Origin of the sequence: Rhizobium sp. Leaf262 (assembly GCF_001422245.1) — a bacterium.
In the GTDB taxonomy this organism is placed as follows: domain Bacteria; phylum Pseudomonadota; class Alphaproteobacteria; order Rhizobiales; family Rhizobiaceae; genus Agrobacterium.
This window is the reverse complement of the sequence record NZ_LMMM01000001.1, coordinates 723,163-742,385: the sequence shown is the minus strand read 5'-3', so window position 1 is coordinate 742,385 and position 19,223 is coordinate 723,163. Positions and strand designations below refer to the sequence as shown.

Sequence of the window (19,223 nt, the reverse complement as noted above, 5' to 3'; positions counted from 1 at the left end):
TACTCAGACGCGGTCAAAATTGGTCGGCAACACCAGCATATCGCGGATCGTCACATTCCGATTGCGTGTCAGAATGTATTCCACAGCATCTGCGACTTCCGACGGGTCGATGATGCTACCGGACTCTTTTGCCTTGCGAAGGTTTTCTTCCGGCCAATCCGCCAGCAGCGCCGACAGCACGGGGCCTGGAGAAACCTGCGAGACGCGCACCCCGTGGGGGATCATCTGGCGGCGCATGGTCTGAACGAAGCAGGTGACCGCCCATTTGGAGCCAGCATAGACCGGCTCCCAATGGGTCGGATAATGCCCGGCAATCGAGCTGGTGACGATGATGTCGCCGGTCTTGCGTTCGCTCATATGCGGTACGACGGCATGCACGTTCTTCATGACCGCATTGATATTGAGATTGAGCATACGGTCAATCTCTTCGGCTGTCGTTTCGGTCAGATCGCCACCTATATAGGTGCCAGCGTTGCAGTAGAGGATGTCGATGTGATCGACCTTCGCGAGAATCTCCGGCACCATTGCCGCGCAGCTTTCCGCGTCGAGCAGGTTGGTGACCTGTGGAATGGCGTTTTTGCCGAGCTTGGCGACAAGCTCATTCAGCGCTTTTTCGTTCCAGTCGACCATGACGACGGTGCAGCCATTTTCCAGCAGCTTTTCGGTGGTCGCTAGTCCGATGCCCGAGGCAGCGCCGGTGATGACGGCAATCTTGCCTTCCAGTGATTGAGCCATTTGGTTTCTCCTGTGATGTATGGTTGGGAGGTTTTCGGTCAGCGCCATTCGCGCGCGATGTAGATGGCGAGAAGGATGATGAAGCCGCGGATGATGTCCTGCAGATACGGGTTGATGCCCATGAGGTTCAGGCCATTGTTGAGAATGCCGAGAAGCACCGCGCCGATCAGCGTCCCGAGGATCAAGCCGCGCCCGCCTGCAATAGCCGTACCACCAAGAACGACGGCGGCTATGGCATCGAGTTCGAAACCGACACCCGCATTCGGCTGGCCGGACATCAGGCGGCCGGTCAGGATGATGGCTGCGAGACCAGCGGTAAGGCCTGAGAGGGCGTAGACGGCAAGCTTGATACGACCGGTTTTGACGCCTGAGAGTTTCGCAGCCGTCTCATTGCCGCCGATGGCATAGACATGGCGTCCGAAGGCGGTGCGTTCCAATAGGACCCAGGCCAGTGCATAGACAATGACCATGGCAATCACCGGCACTGGAATGATACCGATGCGGCCAACGCCGAACCAGGAAATCCACGAGGGCAAGCCAGAGACCGGGTAACCGCCCGAATAGATCAGGCCTGCACCGCGAGCGATGCCCATCGTGGCAAGGGTGACGATGATGGCTGGCATGCGGCCCCAGGCGACAAGAATACCGTTGAATAGTCCAAGCCCGATCGCTAGAGCGACACCGGCGAGCAAACCAGCCCAGCCCGGCATGCCGAAATGCACCATAAGCCCAGCTGCAATCGTACCCGCCAGCGCCATGACCGCACCGACAGAAAGGTCGATGCCGCCCGTCAGGATGACGAAGGTCATGCCGACGGCGAGGATAGCGACGATGGAGACCTGTCTCAAAACATTGAGAATGTTCGAAACGGAAAAGAAGTTGTCCGAGGCAAAACCCATGAGCAATGAGACAACGATCAAACCGGCCAGTGGCAACGCCAGCGGCGAATGGATGATCGATTTCCAGATTGGCGTCGCGGCCTCTGCCTGAGCGCCGGTAATAGCGTCCGCATCATGCGACATGTCGTGTTCTCCCGGTTGTTGCGTGGGTCATCACCTCTTCGGAGGTGATTGCGTCGCCTTCCACGGTCGCGACGATGCCTCCCGAGCGGAAAACGCAGACCCGGTCGGACATGCCGATCACTTCCGGCAGCTCCGACGAAATCATGATGATGGAATAGCCGCGCGCAGTGAAATCGCGCATCAGCTGGTAAATCTCGGTTTTGGCCCCGACATCGATACCGCGTGTCGGCTCGTCAAAGATCAGCACTTTCATATTGTGGTTGATCCAGCGCGCAATCACGACCTTCTGCTGATTACCGCCTGAGAGAGTATCGACGCGTACATGCGGGTTTGGCGCCTTGACCCGCACACTCTGCATCGCCGCGCGTGTATCGCTCAGCTCGCGGCTGCGGTTGATGAAGAAATGGCCGAGAAGATATTTGCCGTAATTGTTGAGCGAGACGTTATGCAGAATGGGGAAGCTGGTGATCAGCCCCTGTTCCTTCCGGCTTTCGGGCAGAAGACCGATACCGGCAGCCAGTGCTTCGGAAGGGTCGGCAAAGCGTATCTCCACGCCATTCATCCGCAGCCTGCAGCGCGTGGCGGGGTAGGCACCCAGCATGGCCAGCGCCGTTTCCGTTCGACCGGAACCCACCAGACCGGCAAAACCTAAAATTTCCCCTGCCCGCAATTGGAAACTGGAAACAGGGCCGCCCTTGGCAAGCTGGACTTCCTCGACATCGAGAACGACATTTGCTTCGGCAGGAATGACAGGCTTTGGCGGAAAACTGTTCTCGATCCGGCGTCCAACCATCATCTCGACAAGCCGCGACTGATCCACCTCGGCAACATCGCAAGACGCGACATATTCGCCATCGCGAAGCACGGTGATGCGGTCGCATATCTCGAAGATTTCCTCCAGGTGATGCGAGATGAAGATGATGGCAACGCCCTGCGCGCGAAGGCTTCTCATCACCCGGAAAAGGTGCTCGACTTCGGCAGGCGTCAACGTTGCGGTCGGCTCGTCCAGAACGAGAATGCGGGCATCGAGCGCCAGCGCCTTGGCAATTTCGACGAATTGCTGTTCCGCGACCGAAAGGCTGCGAATAGGAACGCCGAGCGGAATGGTGATGCCGAGCTGTTTCATGATATCGCCAGCACGTTTTCGCATAGCGGCCCGCTTCATGAACCCGAGGCCATTTACAATTTCGCGGGCCAGAAACATGTTTTCGACCGCGTTCAGATAAGGAACCAGCGAAAATTCCTGAAAGACCACGCCGATGCCTGCATCGATGGCTTCGTTGTAGTCGGCGAACTGACGTGCCTCACCATCGATCCGGATTTCGCCTTCGCTGGGCTTGAGAATACCGCACAGGATTTTCATCAGCGTGGATTTGCCGGCACCGTTCTCGCCCAGGAGAGCATGAACTTCGCCCGCCTGCACGGTCAGATCGACGCCATGTAGAACCTCGATTTTGCCGAAGCTCTTCTTGATGCCTCTGAGTTCGAGCATCGTTTCCTCCCGCAATTGAATGGATAGGGATCACCCTCGCCTTGTGGCGAGGGTGACGCTTGGAAGGCGCTTACCAGCTGAAATCGGCAGCGTTTTCCTTGGTGACGGGGCGCACATCGATTGGTACTTCCTTCGGCACCACGCGCGCACCCCACTTCTGGGCAAGCGCCATGGCAAGGCCGACGCGTACCTGGTCGCGCGGGAACTGCGCCGTGGTCTGAACGAACTGCGTGCCTTCGGCGATAGCCTTGACGGCCTCGGGTGCGCCATCGACTGAGGTCAGCTTGACGTCACGGCCAGAACCCTGAATGGCGGCAAGAGCGCCCATCGCACCTCCGTCATTGACAGAGAAGATGCCCTTCAGGTTCGGGCGCGATTGCAACATGTTTTCGACCACGCCGAGTGCGACCGAGCGATCCTGACGGCCGTTTTGTGTGTCGACCAGCTTGATGCCCTTGAATTCGGCAAGCGCTTCCTTGCAGCCTTCGACACGCTGCAAAATCGGCACGACAGGGATGCCGTCGAGGATCGCAACCTCACCTTCCCCGTTAATGGCCTTGCCGAGTGCCTGGCATGACTGGTAACCGGCATCCTTGTTTTTCGATCCGACGAACGTATCGACCGGACCGTTGGCATTGGCATCCACCGCAACGACGATAACGTTCTGTGCCTTGGCTGCCTGCACCGCAGCTTCAACGCCAGCGGAGTCGGTTGGGTTGAGAAGCAGGATGTCGATTTTCTGCTGCAGCATGTCCTCTACGTCGGAAATCTGCTTGGCGACATCATGTGCGGCATCGGTGACGATCACCTCTGCACCGATGGATTTTGCTGCCTCATCCAGCGCTTCCTTCATCGATACGAAATACGGATTGTTCATTTCCTGAAAGGTCATGCCGATCTTGAGCTTGGCATCCTGCGCAAGAGCCGAACTTGCCGCCAGTGTGGCGACGGCAATCGACAACGCGGTCAGTGTCTTTTTCATCCCGGCTTCCTCCCTTTGGACGACGACAGGCAAAGCCTGTCCGTTTCCGGAAAGCACCACGCTTCCCGAATTGCTGTTCCCCGCGAAGGGGTATGGACGTGTTTCGTTTATCCCGCGGCTTTGAAGGCTCCGTTGGCGTTGAAAGTTGCGCGGAATTGCGAGGGCGGCATTCCCTTCAGTTTCTGGAAATGCCGGTTGAAATTGGACAGGTTCGAAAAGCCGATCTCGTAGCAAATTTCGGCAATTTTTGTTTCAGGCCGAGTCAGCAGCGCCAGGCAGGCGAGATCGACCCGCAGTTGATTGCGGTAGCGCACCAGCGTCGTGCCGGTGTGCCGTTTGAAGGCCCGCGAAAACGAACTCGGGCTATGGCCGACCATCTCGGCCAGATCGCGCTCATCAATGTCGTCGGTCAGATGTTCGCGCAGATAGGCAATCGCACGGTTGACACCGCATTCATGGATGTTCGACAGATCGAGTTCGTAACTCAAGCTGGCCAGAACCTCAGGCTCCGGCGCAGTGGCCAGCACATCGAGAATTTCCCAAAACAGGGCCAATCGCTTGAGGCCGCGTGTTTCAATCAGCGTTTCGATCAGCGGGCGCACCGCATCGCTGGTGTCTTTGTCGAAGAGTAAGCCGCGTCGGCTGCGCTCTAGCAGCGGAGAAATCGCCTCCATCTCCACCATACCAGCAATGCTATCCTCGACGAATTTCTGAGGGAACTGGATGACCAGCGAACGCGCAGGCACGATCTCATCCGGCTCGATCTCGGAAATCCAGTTTTGCGGCAGGTTGGGGCCGGTAACGATCAACTGCCCCGGTTCGAAGCGGCCGATGTGGTCGCCGATATAGAAGCGGCCGGAGGTCGCAACGACCAGATGTATCTCGTATTCAGGGTGATAGTGCCAGCGAACGGTGCGAAATGGATAGCCGTGCGTCCAGGCTGCGAAGGATTCGCCTTTGCGGATATGGACGAGTTCCAGATCGGGTTGCACAGCGTCTCCTCCTACCGAGCGCGAAAGACAAGTGACCAGAAATGCAAACCTCCGATTTTGCATATTCCGTCAACGGGAGGATATTAAGCACTGATTTTCCTGCGCATCTACATCATCGCGAAGTTTAAGCTGATACTTTTTTGACGCTGCACTGCGCAATAATTCGCAGGGCGAAGGTGAGAAAACCCCACCGCGCACCCGCTGATGGCAGTTATGATGCCATGAAAGATCGCCGCCACGCCCCTTCTAGGCTTCGAGACGTTGCTCGGTCTTCAAGTCGAAAAAATGAACATTCTTCGTTTTGAAGGATAGGTGTACAGATTGGCCTGGCTCGAGGTCGACGCGGTCGCGAACGATCCAGGTTAGCTCCTGGCCTTCTACGTCCACCAGAACATGCGTTTCCGACCCGGTTGGTTCGATAAGTTTGACTGTGGCTTTGACATCGCCGTCCGCACCGATCGCAATATCCTCGGGCCGAACTCCTAATAGAACCGGAGACCCAAGTCGGTCTCGAGGTGTTCGCGACAGCGTCATTCGTGAGCCACCTTTGAGCGTGATGACATCACCCTCGCTCACGGTGCCTTCAAGGAAATTCATTGCTGGTGATCCGAGAAAACCTGCGACGAAGATATTCTTCGGACGATCGTACAGTTCCAGTGGCGTGCCGATCTGCTCGACCCGGCCTCCCTGAAGTACGACGATCTTGTCGGCCATCGTCATTGCTTCGATCTGATCGTGGGTGACATACACGATCGTAGTCTTGAGGCGTTGATGCAGCGCCTTGATTTCCGCTCGCATCTTCACCCGCAATTTTGCGTCGAGGTTCGATAAGGGTTCGTCGAAGAGGAACACCTTCGGATCGCGCACAATCGCCCGTCCCATCGCCACACGCTGCCGCTGACCGCCGGACAATTGGCCCGGTTTGCGCTGCAGAAGCGGTTCAAGCCCCAAAATCGCTGCGGCCTCTCCAACTTTCTTCTCGATCTCCGGCTTTTTGACGCCAGCGAGCTCAAGCGCGAACCCCATATTCTGCGCCACGGTCATTTGCGGATAGAGTGCGTAGTTTTGAAAGACCATGGCGATGTCACGGTCTTTCGGCTGAAGATCATTGACCACCTTGCCGTCGATACTGATCTGTCCGCCGGAGATATCCTCCAGTCCGGCGATCATGCGCAGCAAGGTGGATTTGCCGCACCCCGAAGGACCAACAAGAATGACGAATTCGCCATCGGCTATTTCGACATCGACCCCGTGGATAATATTGACGGCACCGAAGGATTTCTTGACGTTGCTTATGCTCAAGCTCGACATATCTGTGCTCCCGGCCTTCTATCGCGTCTTGCGGACGCGAAGCGCTTGATGAGGCTTGCGCGGAATTTCAACCCCGAACGCCGCATCCGGCTTGCCGCCACGCACCACTGCGCCATGACGCACCGGATGGGTAATGGGCGCCGCCACCTTCTTCGCGGGCGTGATCGTCATTTCCCATGTATCGATGAGATCTACCTCGTAATCATCGCCATCCATCGGCAATCCCGACGACCAGATTATGGGTTGATGCTCGCCGAAATAGATAAGCCGGAAATCGCCATCGCCGTCTCGGGCACCCGAGACACGTGACCAAGGCCATTGGGTGACGGGACCGAGCGGATCAAGGCCGTTCCTGACATCCGCTTCCAGCAAATCCCTTAGGAAACCAATGCGCTTCCAAGCTTCGCCATGGAGTTGGCCGCCCTTGGCCCACCAGATCAGATCCTGTGGGTGGGAATAGGTCTCACCATGTCCCGCATAACCACCACGGGTCATCGTGATCCAATACCGATGCACGAGTTCCCTGGCTGTGAGGTTACCCCAAGATTCGAGGATATCACCCTCGTATTCCGGTTCGTCGTTGACGACGGGCTTGCCGTAGGTGTCGCGCCACTCCTGTGTGAGCTTGACATCAGGGTTCTGAATGCATGTGTGCGTCACCCAAGGTTTGCGGTGATCGTAATTCGCAGTCACATTGCCATTGTGGATTGAGCGAAGGTGCTGGTAGGGATCGTTCTCTTCCAGAATCTGGAAATAGCGATCCCACTGCGCCATGGGCTTTGTGTCGAGAAGAAAATCATATTCGTTGGCAAGCGACCACCAGACGTTTCGGTAGGCAGCAAGGCGCGCCGCCAGATAGGCGACATAACGGTAATCCTGCTCGGCGGGCATATCGGCATATCCCCACCGGTCATAGGGATGGAACATGATGATATCGGCCTCGATACCGCGTTCGCACAGGGCTGCGACCTGCTTTTCGAAATGCTGGAACAGCGCGACATTCGGCCTGTCGAAGTCGTAGCTACCATCAGCTTTTTTGTCGAAGCAATCATGCAGTGGTTCATTGACGTTGTATGGATAGTCCTTTGGAAACACGCCCATGCGGATCTTGTTGAAGCGCGTTTTTTCCAACGTATCCAAAGTCTGTTGCTGCATCTCAAGCGGCTGATGCGTCCAGGCGTAGCAGGTGGTGCCGAAGGAAAAGAACGGAGTGCCATCGGCATACGCGAAATGGAACTTGTTTCTGACCCTGACAGGGCCGTGATTGCCTACAGACGGGGCCGTTGCGGTGAAGGCACCACTCTTTCCCGATAGTTCTGCTGTCTCGGAGTTGGTCTCGAATGTCCATGAACCCTCGATATCGGGCATGAAGCGGACACGGTACGTGCCATTTCCATCATAGAAACCAGGGACGCGAACATGCCTGCTCTTATGTGTGAAAATGGCTTCGAAAGCCACATCGACGAAGGGGTTGCCATCTGATGGCCCCTTGAACGACGCCTCGAATACGCCCCACTTTTCGACATTTGCGTCCGACATCTTGTATTCTCCTGAAAGCATGATTTGGATTTACCTCAGCCCTTCACCGCACCGGACGTCAGTCCGGATACGAAGTAGCGCTGGAAAATCAGATAGACGAGCGTTGCGGGCAGCACGGTCATGACGATCGCTGCGTTGAGCTGGCCGTAATTGTTTGAAAACTGGCCCTGGAACGACATCAGCCCCAGCGGCAGCGTCCACATGTTCTGGTCCTGAAGAAGCACCAGCGCCATGGCGAACTCGTTCCATGTTGAAACGAAGTCCAGGATGAACAACGCGGCAAGGACGGGAAGGCACACAGGAAGGAATATGCGCCGGAAGATGGTGAAATGCGTGGCTCCATCGATCAGGGCAGCCTCGGACAGCTCCTTCGGAATGCCTTTGAAAAATCCGTGAAGGATAAAGACCTGATACGGAACGCCAAAGGCAATGTAGGGCAGAATAACGCCGGGATAGGTATCGATGAGCCCAAAGGAATTTACCAGCGTAAACAGGGGCGCCAGCATGACCTGAAAGGGGATCATCGTGCCGAACACGACAAGCAGGAGCAGAAGCTTGCCGATTTTCAGCCTGATCTTGGCCAGCGCATAGGCCGCCATGGCGGATAATGCCAGCCCCAGCGGCACTTTTATAATCGTGATGATGACGCTGTTGAAGAAGGAGTTGGCAAAATTTCCCCGGCTCCACGCTCCTGAGTAATTGTCCCAAGCAAGCTGCGTGGGCGGCATGAATGCACCGGTACTCGTTACGGCAGCCGGTGTCTTCAAGGATGTGAAAACGATGAAGACGAAGGGTGCCACCCAGATCAGTGCAACGAGAAGAAGTGCGATCCAAAGTCCGATCAGGACCGGGTCTCTTTTCGCGGAGGATGGCGCGATATCATCCTTGCCGTATGGAACATCGGGCTGAATGACGGTCATGTTTCCACCTCCTCGTTCTTCTGCGACCACCGCAGATAAGGGATGACGATCGTCATGGTGATGAGGAGCAGCACGACCGAAATCGCTGCACCGCGGCCGAAATCGAAAATCTGCATCGCCTGCGTGAAGGCCCACAACGCCAGCATCTGCGTACTTTGGGCAGGACCGCCGCCGGTCAAGCCATAGACGATGTCGAAAGCCTTGAGCGACGAGATGATGGAAAGTACCAGTACGATGGTCAGGGTCGGACGCAACGCCGGAAGCGTCACATGCTTGAAGACTGCCCAGCGGCCAGCACCATCGATACGCGCAGCCTCAACGAGGGTCTGCGAAACATTTTGAAGGCCAGCCAGAAAGAGAACCATCGAAAAACCGACGGTCTGCCAGAGATATGCAACGAAAACCGAATAGAGCGCGATATCGCGGTTGCCAAGCCAATCCTTGATCCAGCTCTGCAAACCCCAATCCGTCAGCAACTGACTGAAAAGACCAAAGAAAGGATCGTACATCCACTTCCACATCGTCGCGACCGCGATAGGGGCAATGATCACCGGCAGGTAGAAAATGGCGCGCAGACTGTTGCGCCCGAAAATTTTCTGATTGAGGCTGAGCGCAAGAAGAAGTCCCACGATTGGCGGGAAGATCAGGCTCATCAACGTCCAGATGACGGTATTGCGGAAAGCGACCCAGAATACGGGATCACGCGTGAAGATCGCGGAGTAGTTGGAAAACCCGACGAACTGACGCTCGGGATCGAGCCCATTCCATTTCTGAAAACTCAAAATCACGACGTCGAGCATCGGGTAAAGCGCGAAGATGGCATAGATCGCCAGCGCTGGCACGAGCATAATGAAAGCCTGTGCGCGTGGGTCATGCGAGGTCCGTTTTAAAGACATGCTCTCCTCCAGGCAGCACGAGGCTGCTGGTCTCCTGAATATGGATTGCGCGAGCCCGCTGACGAATGGCAGGCTCGCGCTCGGGCAGAAATCAGGTTCTACCCGCGATGAAGGTCTGAAGTTGCTTGGCAGCTTCAGCTGGCTCGACATTGCCGGAGGCAACTTCATTGATGACGCGGAAATATTCTGTTGTCACATCGAGCGGGAAGGCCTGGTCACCATTCATGTAGACCTTGTTGTAGGTCTTGAAGATTTCGAGCCATTCGGCTTCAAGCGGCTTCTGATTGGTGTATGTCACGTTTTTATTGACGGAGATCGCGCTGATCTGACCGACCAGATCCTGCTGCACCTTCGTGGACAGGAAATAATCCAGGAACTTGGCCGCCATGTCGGGGCTTTTGCTCTTGGTGCTGATGTAATTATATTCAGCAAAGCCATAGAGACGATTGGTGTTGGTCGGGAACGGGAAAATTCCGTAGTCGTCGAGGTTTACGCCGGTTCCCTGCAACTGACCGACGAGCCAGTCACCTTCCAGCATCATGGCCGCACGCCCAGCGGTGAAGAGACTGTAGGACTGCTTGTTGTCGATACCCATGAATGGCTGCAGCGTAAAGTCCTTGGTCCATTTGGCGAATTCGGCGAAGGAATCCGTAGCGCATTGCTCTTTGGACCAATCCAGCTTCATCGACTTGAGCGCATCATGCTTTTCGGCACCGCACTTGGTTTCCAGAATGACATCCATCAGGCGCATGACATGCCAGTTAACCGTTCCGCCGAACGTGAACGCCGGGATGCCCGCATCTTTCAACTTCTGCGCAGCACCCAACAGGTCTTCATAGGTTTTTGGTTCATCCTTGATGCCAGCCTGTTCGAAAAGCTTCTTGTTGTAGTAGACAGCTTCTCCCTTGAAGGTGAAAGGCACACCCTGTTTTCCACCGGCATAAAGATCGGCGAAGGCGGCGGCTGACGGCAGCAGCTCGTCATTCCATTTGTATTCGGTGTAATATTTGTCGAGAGGCAGGGACAGACCTGCCTTTACGTACTCGCCACCAAGGCCCAGACCTGCCCAGCTGAAATAGATATCGGGGCCACGGTTGGAACCTGCCGCTACCCGCAGTGCCGTCTTGTGTTCATCGACGCCACGCTGGACGATTTGGACCTTCGTGCCAGGATTTGCCGCTTCGAAATCGGTAGCAACTTTCTTCAACGCGAGATTGGCCGCGTTGTTATCGAAATTCAGCGTCCATAAGGTCAAATCTTCCGCTTTGACGGACGTGACGGCCATGGTGGCTGCGGCAAGGGCCGCAAAACTAACAGTTTTTAGTTTCCTCGAGAATCTCAACATTTTCTCCTCCTCATCTTGATATTCATATGGATGCACGCTTCCCGTTGAGATTGCTGGCGGGTGCCACGCACACCTTTTGATGTGGTTTCAGGCCATCGACCCTCTTTTGTCTGGGTTGGCCATTAGCTGCGCCAACAGGGACGTCCAGTTGCGCTTGGTGTTGCAACGCCAGTCAGCCGCATCCGCCTGTGGATCAAAGACTGATCGAGATGCATCAGAGACCTGGGACGTGGCATGAAGACTGCGTAGCGCAATCGTGGCGACACCGATCGCGCCGACCTCGGCCTGATCGCTGCGCGTCACGGATCGATTAAGAATATCCGCCTGCAATTGCATTAGAAAATCGTTCGAAGACGCGCCACCATCGGCCAGCAATCCATCCAGCCGCGACCCGATATCTTTTTCCATCGCGGAGAAGACATCGGCGATCTGCAACACGATGGCCTCAAGCGTTGCCCGGGCAATGTGAGCAGGCTTCGTTGCCAGCGTCATGCCGGAGATCGTGCCTGAAACATGGTCATTCCAGTGTGGCGCGCCAAGACCTGCCAAGGCGGGAACAAATGTGACCCCACCGCTGTCTGCAACAGTCTGCGATAAGTCGGAAAGCGCCGCGGAATTGGGTAGACCGAGCATATCGGCAGCGAAAGCAGCGGCCTGCGCCGACACCGTAATGTTTCCTTCAAGTGCATACACGACGCCGTCCGCATCGCTCCACGCAATCGTGGCAGACAGGCCGTTTTCCGAAAGCACTCTCTGCGATGTCAGGGTCATCAATGACGAGCCTGTGCCGTAGGTCGCCTTGACCAGCCCGGGTGCACGAACACCGTGGCCGTAGAGTGCGGCATGACTGTCGCCCATCATTGCAAGGATGGGAATACCTCCATCGAGAGCCGTCACGCCTTGCGCGACGTCGCCAAAACGGCTGTCTGACGCCCGAACAGGCGGTAGCACCGATGATGGCACACCGAACAATTCGCACATTGTTTCGTCCCACTGCAACGTGCCGGTGTTGAACAGTTGCGTGCGAGACGCGTTGGAATGATCCGTCGAAAATTCACGTCCGCCTGTGAGTTTGTAGAGAAGCCAGCTGTCCACCGTACCGGCATAAAGCCGACCATCATCCGCAAGACCCCGCGCCTCTGGCACATTTTCAAGAACCCATGCCAGCTTGGAGGCTGGGAACAGTGCGTTGATGGAAAGTCCTGTTGCCTCAACGACCATGGGGTCCGCACCACCAGCGATCAGTTTTTCGCATACGGTTGCGGTGCGACGGCACTGCCACAGGATGGCGGGTGCAACAGGCTTGCCGGTCGCCGCGTCCCACACGACGAGTGTTTCGCGCTGATTGGCGATTGCCAGCCCGGCAATGTCGAAGTCACCGCCTTTTACGATCTGCGCAATCACCGCCTGGACACTTGCCCAGATGTCGTCAGCCGATTGCTCTGCCCAGCCGGGCTTCGGATAGCTAGACTTCAAAGGCGCAGACGCCTTGGCCACCACCCGGCCCGCAGCATCCACAACAATGGCTTTCGTGCTGCTGGTGCCCTGATCGATGGCTATGACATGCCCGCCGGTCATGTGCGTTTGCGTCCAATCGCCTTGCGCGCCGTCTTCGCAATTCCGGCAGCTGTCAGACCGAAGTGATCAAACAGCCACTCCACCGAACCAGTCGGAACGAAGCCGGGGAAGCCCATGCGTTCGACGGGCACAGGTGTCGCGGACGACGTATGTTCGGCAACGGCGCCGCCGAGACCGCCATGAATATTGGCCTCCTCAATGGTGACGATGGCACCTGTTTCGTCTGCCGCAATTGAAATTGCCGCCTCATCGAGTGGCGTGATCGTTGCCATATTCAGCACACGCGCTGAAATACCTTCTTTCTCCAGCGCCAAGGCTGCCTGCGCGGCCAGGTGCACCATTGTTCCGCAGGCGATGAGCGTAACGTCCTTGCCCTGACGGACCACTTCTGCCTTGCCCGGCTGGAACGTGCGATCGGCTACGGCAAGATCGGGGACCGGCATACGGCTCAACCTGATATACACAGGACCTTCATGCGCCGCTGCCCACTTGACCGCCTCCGCGGTTTCCCAGGAATCGGCGGGAACGATGACGGTGATGTTATTCAGCGGCCTCAGCCAAGCGAAATCCTCGATGGAATGGTGGGTGGGGCCAAGCTCGCCATAGGCCACACCGGAGGATTGGCCGACCAGCTTGACGTTGAAATTGGCGTAAGCGATGTCGGCCTTGATCTGCTCAAGCGCACGGCCAGTCAGAAAGCACGACGCTGCCGAGACGAAAGGAATTCGGCCCCCATTGGCAAGACCTGCACTGACGCCGACCATATTCTGTTCGGCAATACCGACATTGATCAACCTATCCGGAAATGTCTTCTGAAAGCCACCCAACTTCGAGGAGCCGACGGAATCGTTGACAACGGCGACGATGCGCGGATCGTTGGCGGCAAGCTCTTCGATCGTGCGAGCCCAGGCATCGCGACAATCATGAAAACCTTCTTGTTTTGCAGCGGGAGCAGCCATTAGACCAGTTCCTCCATAGCGGTATCGTATTGTTCGGCATTCGGCACGCCGTGATGCCAGGAGGCCTTGTTTTCCATGAAGGAAACACCCTTGCCCTTGGTCGTATTGGCAATAATGCAAAGCGGTTTCGTCCGCCCCCCCGGCGGCTCGGAGAGCACGCTGACCAGTGCATGAATATCGTGGCCATCGACGACTTCCACGTCCCAGCCAAAGGCACGGAACTTGTCGTCGAGCGGATCGAGACCATTGGTTTCCTCGGTGCCCATGCCCTGTTGCAGACGGTTGCGATCCACGATGAGCGTGAATTTGCCAAGTTTCCGGTTACCCGCCGTCATGGCTGCTTCCCAGTTCGACCCTTCCTGCAATTCCCCATCCCCTGTCAGGACGAAGGTCCGGTAATCGCTGCTGGTCATCTGTCCCGCAATCGCAATACCAAGTGCCACCGGCACACCGTGACCCAGCGGCCCGGTATTGGTTTCGACGCCCGGCAGATAATTTCGGTTTGGATGGCCATTCAGCTTGGATTGCGGCTGCATGTAGGTCTTCAGCCAGTCTTCAGGATAATAACCGGCAGCGCAGAGAGCCGTATAAAGCGCGCCCGTCGCGTGCCCCTTCGACATCACGAAACGATCACGATCTGCCATATCTGGGTTTTTGGGGTCATAGCGCATGACGCCGAAATAGAGTGTCGCGATAATGTCGATCGCCGAAAAGTCTCCGCCGGGGTGGCCGAGTTGGGCGTCGAAAACCATTGTGAAGGCCCTGCGGCGCATCCACAAGGCTTTCTCCCGGATCGTATCGGCGATGTCGTTCTTCAACATGGATGCTGGCCTTTCAGTAGCATTTCTTCAGCCGTGCGTTCGGCGCTTACATCGCGCCGAACAGGGCCTTCTGAGCAATCTTCAGTGCACCAATGGCATCGTGACGGCTCTGCGCTTCGCGCAAGGCGTCAATGTCGAGCGCATCGAGACCTTTGGATGCAGCCTTTAGGAAGTCGATGGCGTGGTTTGCCGTCGCAATGCTGTCTTCACGGAACGGGAACTGATCGAGCTGCCATACACCTTCCCATTTGTTCTTTCGCAGCACATAGAAGAACTCGAAGATTTCAATGGGATGCAGGCTGCCTGCAACCAGATCGTCATCCCAGGAGCGATAGTTGTCGTTGACGTCCATGCCGAAAAGACGGCCGTAATCGATTGCGAGCTGGGCGCTGTCCGCCGCCGACTCCCCGCCCATGATGGCGTGGCCGAAATCGAGCAGAATGCCAACATTCGGCAAACCGATCTTTTCGATCCCCAGAAGTGTGCGCGCAACCGAGCCAAAGCTCATCCGCACGCGCGGCTCGCGCGGCTTGTATTCAATGACGAATTTCAAATCAGGATTTTCGCTGGCGAGCTGGCCGACGCCATCGAGCGAATGCTTCCACAATGTGCCGTAGTCGACCTGGAACGGATAGTCCCAGCCATCCTGACCAGGCCAGAGCTTGACGTAATCAGCCCCGAAATAACGAACCTGATCGCATGCTTCCGTCACCAGTTCGTGAGTACGTCGACGGACGCCGGCATCTGGATTGGTGAATGAGCCCTTCACGAATTCACGTGTGTAGATTTCAGGCGTGATACCGATGACACCGAGCTTGTTGCGATCAAGCGCTTCCTTCACCTGAGCATTGGAGAAGTCACCACCGAAGAAAGGATAATTGATGTCGACCACCGACAAATCCTTGACCTGACCGGCCAGATCGATCGCATCGATGACGCTGCGCGGCGCGCCATAACCATCGGTCGCATAACGATCGAGATAGGTGGCGAAATGCCAAATTCCGGCGCCATAACGTTGTTCGCTCATGTACTTCCTCCATTTTACTCAGCGGACAAGCAGCCACTCGGCCGGCGAGACATTGACGCTTGACGAAAGCCGCAACGAACCGGAAATCGCCTCCCAAAGGCTCTCCAAGCTCTCGCCATCGACTGATGATTGCTTTCGTTTTCTTTCGTTTGATGATGAATTTACACAAAACGTCGTCACGATCAAGCCGCCTCATTGACTTTTGATCCTCATTGGCTCTGAAAAGATTGCTGCAATGCAATAACAATCGGCATTATTAGTTTCGATTGATGAGGAAAAATTTCGTGAATAAAAACATATTGACAATAAACGAAAGTGATCAATAGTCTCGGAACACGCCACTGGAGGGTGGTTTAGTTCTGGGAGGACCTTATGAAACTGACGAAACGTCTATTGATGTCCGTAATCGCTCTTGGTGTTGCCGGGGCCATGGCGGGAACCGCGCTCGCGGCGGATACCATCGCAATCATTACGCCAAGCCACGACAACCCGTTCTTCAAGGCCGAAGCAGATGGTGCTGCTGCCAAGGCGAAGGAACTGGGTTACGCAACGATGGTGCTTGTCCACGACGATGACGCCAATAAGCAGAACGAACTGTTCGACAGCGCGATCGCCGCTGGCGTCAAGGCCATCATTCTCGACAATGCAGGCGCAGACGCGTCCGTCGCGGCTGTACAGAAGGCCAAGGACAAGGGCATCCCCTCGTTCCTGATCGACCGGGAAATCACCACCACCGGCGTCGCTGTTTCGCAAATCGTGTCCAACAACTACCAAGGTGCACAGCTCGGGGCGGAAGAGTTCGTCAAGCTGATGGACGAAAAAGGCAACTACGCCGAGCTGATCGGCAAGGAATCCGACACGAATGCCGGTATTCGCTCACAGGGCTACCATGACGTCATCGACCAGTATTTGGACATGAAGCTAGTTGCCAAACAGACGGCAAACTGGTCCCAGACCGAAGCCTATACGGTGATGGAGTCGATTCTTCAGGCCCATCCCGACATCAAGGGTGTCATATCCGGCAACGACACCATGGCCATGGGTGCCTATGCTGCGCTTGAAGCGGCAGGCCGCAAGGATGTCATCGTGGTCGGCTTTGACGGGTCCAATGACGTTCGCGACTCCATCAAGAAGGGTGGCATCAAGGCGACTGTCCTGCAACCGGCCTACCAGCAGGCGCAGCTTGCCGTCGAGCAGGCCGACAAGTTCATCAAGACAGGCAAGACCGGCCTTGAAGAAAAGCAGTTGATGGATTGCATCCTCGTCAACGCTGACAACGCATCCAAACTCGAGACCTTTGCGCTGTCCAAGTAACACCGCCATAACCGCCCGGTCGCAAGTGCGCACCGGGCGGGACTGCTTTCAAGAAGTGCGGGATACCCATGAAGATCAGACCTTTATTTGTGGCAAGCCTGCTCGCTGCCTCACTATCCGGCTGCAAGCTTGTCAAGACCGATTATGGCGCTGGCCCTGGCGCGGATCCGATTGCCGAGCTTGTCGAAACGACATTCGATGCAAAGCTCGTTCCTGCGCTCACCAAAAAAGCAGTCGATCTGGCCACCCTGCGCAACGCAATCAAGAACGATCTGGATAAGGCGGGGCAAAGTCAGGGCGTGCGTGTGGGCGGTGCTGGTGGCGGCTGGAACTTTGCCGTCAAGGGCAGCGCAACCGTTGTCGATGAAAACCGCGCATCGAAAGCCGCCACGGCGGATATCGATCTCGATGGCGACGGAACGGCAGATGCGACGCTGCAGTTGGGGCCTGTGGTCAAAGGTACCGCATTGCGGGACACGACGGCGCTGTATGATTTCTCGACATTCCGCGATCAGATCGAATACGCCAAACTTGGTCGCGCCCTGAACGACAAGGCCGTATCCAAACTTCCGTCGGCAGATGTCCCGCTGAAAGGCAAGAAGATCAGCTTCCTTGGTGCCGTCGTCATCCGCTCGGCCAGCGAAAAACCGCTTGTGGTGCCCGTCTCCATAGAGGTCGCGCAATGAGCGAGGCAGCCCCCTTTGAACGTCATCCGATCGGCTTGTCGATCCGAAATGGATCGAAAGTCTATCCGGGGACCCAGGCTCTCAAGAGTGTCGACTTCGATCTGCGCATGGGCGCGGTCAACGTACTGGTCGGCGAAAATGGTGCCGGCAAATCGACGCTGATGAAAATCATTGCGGGCGTCGAACAACTGAACAGCGGTTCGATAGAGCTGAACGGTCAAGCCATTACGTTTGCGGATAAATCCGATGCCGCAAAGCACGGGATCGGCATCGTCTTTCAGGAATTAAACCTCTTCCCAAATTTGACCGTGGCAGAAAACATCTTCGTCGGGCACGAAAAAACAATTGGTGGCATCCACATCGACGGTCACGCTCAGACAGCAGCAGCCCAGGCCTTGATGAAGCGCCTTGAGCAGAATATCGACGCAGACACGCCACTTGGCAATCTTAGGATCGGTCAACAGCAAATCGTCGAAATCGCCAAGGCTCTCGCAGGCGACGCGCGCATTTTGATCCTCGACGAGCCGACATCGGCCCTCTCGGCCGCCGAAGTCGAAGTTCTGTTCAGGGTCATCGGTGATCTGAAGCGTCAAGGCGTCGGCATCGTTTATATTTCGCATCGGCTCGAAGAATTGATCCGCATCGGCGACTATATCACCGTCCTGCGTGACGGGGTCATTACCGGATCACGCTCGATGCAAGGCGTCGACATACCCTGGATCGTCGCCAACATGATCGGCAGTGCTTCCAAGGAGTTTCCCAAGACAGTCGAGCATGCGCTGGGCACGGAAATCTTTCGGGTCGAAGACATATGCCTTCCAAGCCCGGCTGGCGGATATGCCGTGGACCATATGTCACTATCGGTGCGCGAGGGCGAGATCGTCGGGCTTTACGGCCTGATGGGTGCGGGCCGCTCGGAACTGCTGGAATGTATCATGGCCCAGCATCCGAATTCATCCGGCAGACTGTTCATCGCGGGACGACCGCTGAAGGAGAAGAGTGTTGCCGGACGCATTCACCGTGGTCTTGCTCTGATACCGGAGGACAGAAAGCGCGATGGGCTGGTGCAGATCATGTCGATCCGCGAGAACCTGACGATGTCGTCGCTTTACGATTTCACCCGCGCATTTCATCTGAACCTGAAGGCAGAAGCTGCAAAGGCCGCAGAATTCGTCAAGCGCATGGCCATTAAAATCGCCAGCCTCGAACATCCCGTCTCCAGCCTCTCAGGCGGCAACCAGCAAAAGGTCGTCATCGGCAAGGCATTGATGACAAAACCAAAAATCCTTCTGATGGACGAGCCGTCACGCGGAATCGACATCGGCGCAAAAGCGGAGATTTTCCGGACCATGCGGCGTTTGGCAGGCGAAGGTCTGGGCATTCTTTTTGTAACATCCGATCTGGAAGAGGTTCTTGCCCTCTCCGATCGAATTCTTGTCATGGCAAACGGCAGGCTGACCGGTCAGTTCCCGGCAGGTGCCAATGCGGCAGACGTGATTTCTGCGGCGACGCCCAATCTCAACAGGGTTGAAACACAATGAGCAACATCGATGCCGCAGCCAACGCCAAGACCGTCATCGGGGGCTCCAGATCCCGCACGTCTG

At 56.3% G+C, this 19,223-nt stretch carries 17 protein-coding genes; 3 read left to right on the top strand and 14 right to left on the bottom strand.

Annotated features, from left to right (window positions below; all coding sequences use genetic code 11):
* Positions 1-3: 3 nt before the first annotated feature.
* The 14 genes from ASF29_RS03310 to ASF29_RS03245 all read right to left on the bottom strand — a co-directional run bounded on the left by ASF29_RS03310 (position 4) and on the right by ASF29_RS03245 (position 15,619).
* Entirely contained in the window at positions 4-735 is a 732-nt protein-coding gene (locus ASF29_RS03310; protein ID WP_062448440.1) for an SDR family oxidoreductase, read from the bottom strand.
* Positions 736-773: 38 nt separating this feature from the next.
* Positions 774-1,757 (bottom strand): ribose ABC transporter permease, encoded by a 984-nt coding sequence (locus tag ASF29_RS03305; protein ID WP_062448438.1) that lies wholly within the window; start codon positions 1,755-1,757, stop codon positions 774-776.
* Positions 1,747-3,249 (bottom strand): sugar ABC transporter ATP-binding protein, encoded by a 1,503-nt coding sequence (locus ASF29_RS03300; RefSeq protein ID WP_062448437.1) that lies wholly within the window; start codon positions 3,247-3,249, stop codon positions 1,747-1,749. Before ASF29_RS03300 ends, ASF29_RS03305 begins: the two co-directional genes overlap by 11 nt.
* Before the next feature lie 70 nt (positions 3,250-3,319).
* Positions 3,320-4,231, bottom strand: coding sequence for an ABC transporter substrate-binding protein (locus ASF29_RS03295; protein ID WP_062448435.1), 912 nt, complete (start codon positions 4,229-4,231; stop codon positions 3,320-3,322).
* A gap of 107 nt (positions 4,232-4,338) precedes the next feature.
* On the bottom strand, positions 4,339-5,223 hold the full coding sequence (locus ASF29_RS03290; RefSeq protein WP_062448434.1) for an AraC family transcriptional regulator: 885 nt from the start codon (positions 5,221-5,223) through the stop codon (positions 4,339-4,341).
* 246 nt (positions 5,224-5,469) lie between these two features.
* Positions 5,470-6,534: a sn-glycerol-3-phosphate ABC transporter ATP-binding protein UgpC gene (ugpC, locus tag ASF29_RS03285; RefSeq protein ID WP_062448432.1), complete on the bottom strand. Its 1,065-nt coding sequence runs from the start codon at positions 6,532-6,534 to the stop codon at positions 5,470-5,472.
* An 18-nt stretch (positions 6,535-6,552) separates the two neighbouring features.
* Positions 6,553-8,073, bottom strand: a complete 1,521-nt coding sequence (locus ASF29_RS03280) for a DUF5060 domain-containing protein (RefSeq protein ID WP_062448430.1) — start codon at positions 8,071-8,073, stop codon at positions 6,553-6,555.
* 35 nt (positions 8,074-8,108) lie between these two features.
* Entirely contained in the window at positions 8,109-8,993 is an 885-nt protein-coding gene (locus ASF29_RS03275; protein ID WP_062448429.1) for a carbohydrate ABC transporter permease, read from the bottom strand.
* Positions 8,990-9,889 (bottom strand): sugar ABC transporter permease, encoded by a 900-nt coding sequence (locus ASF29_RS03270; RefSeq protein ID WP_062448427.1) that lies wholly within the window; start codon positions 9,887-9,889, stop codon positions 8,990-8,992. The genes ASF29_RS03275 and ASF29_RS03270 overlap by 4 nt, the downstream gene beginning before the upstream one ends.
* Positions 9,890-9,980: 91 nt before the next feature.
* Positions 9,981-11,234, bottom strand: a complete 1,254-nt coding sequence (locus ASF29_RS03265; RefSeq protein ID WP_062448425.1) for an extracellular solute-binding protein — start codon at positions 11,232-11,234, stop codon at positions 9,981-9,983.
* Positions 11,235-11,321: 87 nt separating this feature from the next.
* Positions 11,322-12,812 (bottom strand): FGGY family carbohydrate kinase, encoded by a 1,491-nt coding sequence (locus tag ASF29_RS03260; RefSeq protein ID WP_062448424.1) that lies wholly within the window; start codon positions 12,810-12,812, stop codon positions 11,322-11,324.
* Entirely contained in the window at positions 12,809-13,771 is a 963-nt protein-coding gene (locus ASF29_RS03255) for a transketolase C-terminal domain-containing protein (protein ID WP_062448422.1), read from the bottom strand. Before ASF29_RS03255 ends, ASF29_RS03260 begins: the two co-directional genes overlap by 4 nt.
* Entirely contained in the window at positions 13,771-14,592 is an 822-nt protein-coding gene (locus tag ASF29_RS03250) for a transketolase (RefSeq protein ID WP_062448420.1), read from the bottom strand. Before ASF29_RS03250 ends, ASF29_RS03255 begins: the two co-directional genes overlap by 1 nt.
* A 46-nt stretch (positions 14,593-14,638) precedes the next feature.
* Positions 14,639-15,619, bottom strand: coding sequence for a TIM barrel protein (locus ASF29_RS03245; RefSeq protein ID WP_062448418.1), 981 nt, complete (start codon positions 15,617-15,619; stop codon positions 14,639-14,641).
* A 372-nt stretch (positions 15,620-15,991) separates the two neighbouring features.
* On the opposite strand from ASF29_RS03245, the gene ASF29_RS03235 reads away from it, so the two are divergent.
* The 3 genes from ASF29_RS03235 to ASF29_RS03225 all read left to right on the top strand — a co-directional run bounded on the left by ASF29_RS03235 (position 15,992) and on the right by ASF29_RS03225 (position 19,160).
* Positions 15,992-16,933 carry a D-ribose ABC transporter substrate-binding protein gene (locus tag ASF29_RS03235; RefSeq protein WP_062448414.1) on the top strand — a complete coding sequence of 314 codons (942 nt, stop codon included), beginning with the start codon at positions 15,992-15,994 and terminating at the stop codon, positions 16,931-16,933.
* 68 nt (positions 16,934-17,001) lie between these two features.
* A complete protein-coding gene (locus tag ASF29_RS03230) occupies positions 17,002-17,619 on the top strand; it encodes a DUF2291 domain-containing protein (RefSeq protein WP_062448412.1) in 618 nt (205 codons plus the stop codon).
* Positions 17,616-19,160: a sugar ABC transporter ATP-binding protein gene (locus ASF29_RS03225; RefSeq protein ID WP_062448410.1), complete on the top strand. Its 1,545-nt coding sequence runs from the start codon at positions 17,616-17,618 to the stop codon at positions 19,158-19,160. The genes ASF29_RS03230 and ASF29_RS03225 overlap by 4 nt, the downstream gene beginning before the upstream one ends.
* Positions 19,161-19,223 lie beyond the last annotated feature (63 nt).